Source organism: Micromonospora tarensis, from assembly GCF_016803395.1.
Taxonomy (GTDB): Bacteria; Actinomycetota; Actinomycetes; order Mycobacteriales; family Micromonosporaceae; genus Micromonospora; species Micromonospora tarensis.
This window is the reverse complement of the sequence record NZ_JAEVHL010000442.1, coordinates 1-2449: the sequence shown is the minus strand read 5'-3', so window position 1 is coordinate 2449 and position 2449 is coordinate 1. Positions and strand designations below refer to the sequence as shown.

Below are 2449 nucleotides of genomic sequence, written 5' to 3'. Positions count from 1 at the left end.
GTCAGTTCGTCGCCGAGCGGCGGTCAGGGCGGCATGGCCCCGGCGTCGCCCAGCGCCACGCCGACGCCCTCCGCGACCGCCTCGCCGAGCGCCGCCGCACCCACCCCGAGCGCCAGCGCCGAGCCGGTGTCGGCGAGCGTCGAGGAGCAGCGCAAGGCCGTCGAGCAGAAGGTCGGCGCGGCCGCCTGGCAGGCCGCCAACGGGCTACAGGCCCCGGCCGACCTGTCCACCGACCCGTCCCTGGGCGACAAGCTCAAGCCGTTCGGCGCGCTGTCCGCGCAGGAGGTGGCGGTGCTGCCGGCGCAGATGCAGTTCAACGTGCCGACCATCGGCTGCGCCCAGCTCGACAAGCGCCCGCCGGCGTCGATCTCCGACCCGAAGCAGCAGGTCGTCGCCTGCGAGGACCAGGCGTCGAAGTACCTGCTCGACCAGGCCAAGGTGCTCGGCACCGACGTGGACGACGCCGACGCGGTGCTCGACCAGACCAACGCCTGGGTGGTCAGCCTGGACTTCACCGGCGACGGTCAGGGCAAGTGGACCGCGCTGACCCGCGAGGCGTTCACCAACGAGGGCCAGGCCTGCGACGCGACCGCGCTGGGTCAGGACGGCAAGTGCCGGGTGGCCGTCGTGCTGGACAACGAGATCGTCTCCTCGCCGGAGATCCAGGCCGTGCTGACCGGCAACTCCCAGATCACCGGCAACTTCAACCAGAAGGACGCCAGCGCCCTCGCCGGCCAGCTGCGCTACGGCGCGCTGCCGGTGACCTTCAAGGCGCAGGAGTCGCAGAACGTCACCGCCACCCTGGGCGCCAGCCACCTGCGCGCTGGTCTGCTCGCGGCCGGCATCGGCATGCTGCTGGTCATCATCTACTCGTTCTTCTACTACCGGCTGCTCGGCTCGGTGATCTTCCTGAGCCTCATCCTCTCCGCGCTGCTCGTCTTCGGCGCGCTGGTGGTGCTCGGCCGGCAGATCGGCTTCACGCTCACCCTCGCCGGCATCGCTGGCATGATCGTCTCACTCGGTGTGGCGGCGGACTCGTTCGTCATCTACTTCGAACGATTGAAGGACGAGATCCGGGAGGGGCGCAGCCCGCGTAGTGCGGTGCCCCGCGCCTGGATCCGGGCCCGCCGCACGATCATCTCGGCCAACGCGATCACCCTGCTCTCCGCGGTGGTGCTCTACGTGGTCTCGGTCGGCACGGTCAAGGGCTTCGCCTTCGCGCTCGGTCTGGCCACCGTGCTGGACCTGGTCGTGGTCTTCCTCTTCCGGCACCCGATCATGACGATGTTCGCCCGGACCCGGGCGTTCCTGTCCCCGCGGGTCAGCGGTCTGGGCCGGGCGCTGCCAGCCCGCAACCAGCCGACCCAGCCCCGCAACCCGCGCGCCAAGGAGGCCTGAGATGGCTCAGAACGGTCTGGCGAGCCGCCTCTACAACGGCGAGGCCGGTCTCAACATCGTCGGCCGGCGCAAGCTCTGGTTCGGCGTCGCCGGAGTCCTGGTCCTGATCGCGATCCTCAGCTTCTCGATTCGCGGCTTCAGCCTGGGCATCGAGTTCGCCGGCGGTAACTCGTTCCAGGTGCCGGCGAGCGTCGGCACGCTGAACGACGCCGAGCGCGAGGTCAACTCGGCGCTTGCCGCCGAGAACACCGGTGCCCACGTGGTCACCGCCCAAGAGGTCGGCGGCGACTCCTACGAGCTGCGCACCGGGCAGCTCAGCGCCGAGCAGGCCAACGCGGTCAAGGCCCAGATCGCCGAGGACCTCGGCATCAACGTCGACCAGATCAGCGGCAACCAGGTCAGCGAGGCGTGGGGCAGCCAGGTCACCGAGCGGGCCGTCCTCGGTCTGATCATCTTCATCGCGCTGGTGATGGTCTACCTGATCCTGCGCTTCGAGTGGCGGATGGCGGTCGCCGCGGTCTCGTCGCTGATCATGAACCTGATCCTGACCGCCGGTATCTACTCGCTGGTCGGCTTCGAGGTCACCCCGTCGACGATCATCGGCTTCCTCACCATCCTGGGCTTCGCGCTCTACGACGTGGTGGTGGTCTTCGACAAGGTCCAGGAGAACACCCGGGGCATCACCGCCAACAACAACCAGACCTACGGCGAGGCGGCCAACCTGGCCGTCAACCAGAGCCTGATGCGGTCGTTGAACACCTCGGTGGTCGCCCTGCTGCCGGTCGGCGGTCTGCTCTTCATCGGTGCCGGTCTGCTCGGCGCCGGCACCCTGAAGGACCTCGGTCTGGTGCTGTTCGTCGGTATGGCGGTGGCGTTCCTGACCTCCATCCTGGTGGCCACGCCGCTGCTGGCGCTGCTGAAGAACTACGACCCGCGGATCCAGGCGCACAACAAGCGCGTGCTGGTTCGGCGCGGCGCGGTCAGCCGGGGCGAGGTCCCCTCGAAGGGCGCCGCGAGCCCGGCCCCGGCCGACGCGACGACGAGCCGCTCG

Annotated in this window: 2 protein-coding genes; both read left to right on the top strand. The window is 69.5% G+C overall.

Annotated features, from left to right (window positions below; genetic code table 11):
* Positions 1-1398: protein translocase subunit SecD (gene secD, locus JM949_RS35260; RefSeq protein WP_203152382.1), on the top strand; the 1398-nt coding region annotated here is incomplete at its 5' end.
* A gap of 1 nt (position 1399) precedes the next feature.
* The coding region (gene secF, locus JM949_RS35255) for a protein translocase subunit SecF (RefSeq protein ID WP_203152381.1) at positions 1400-2449 on the top strand (1050 nt) is incomplete at its 3' end.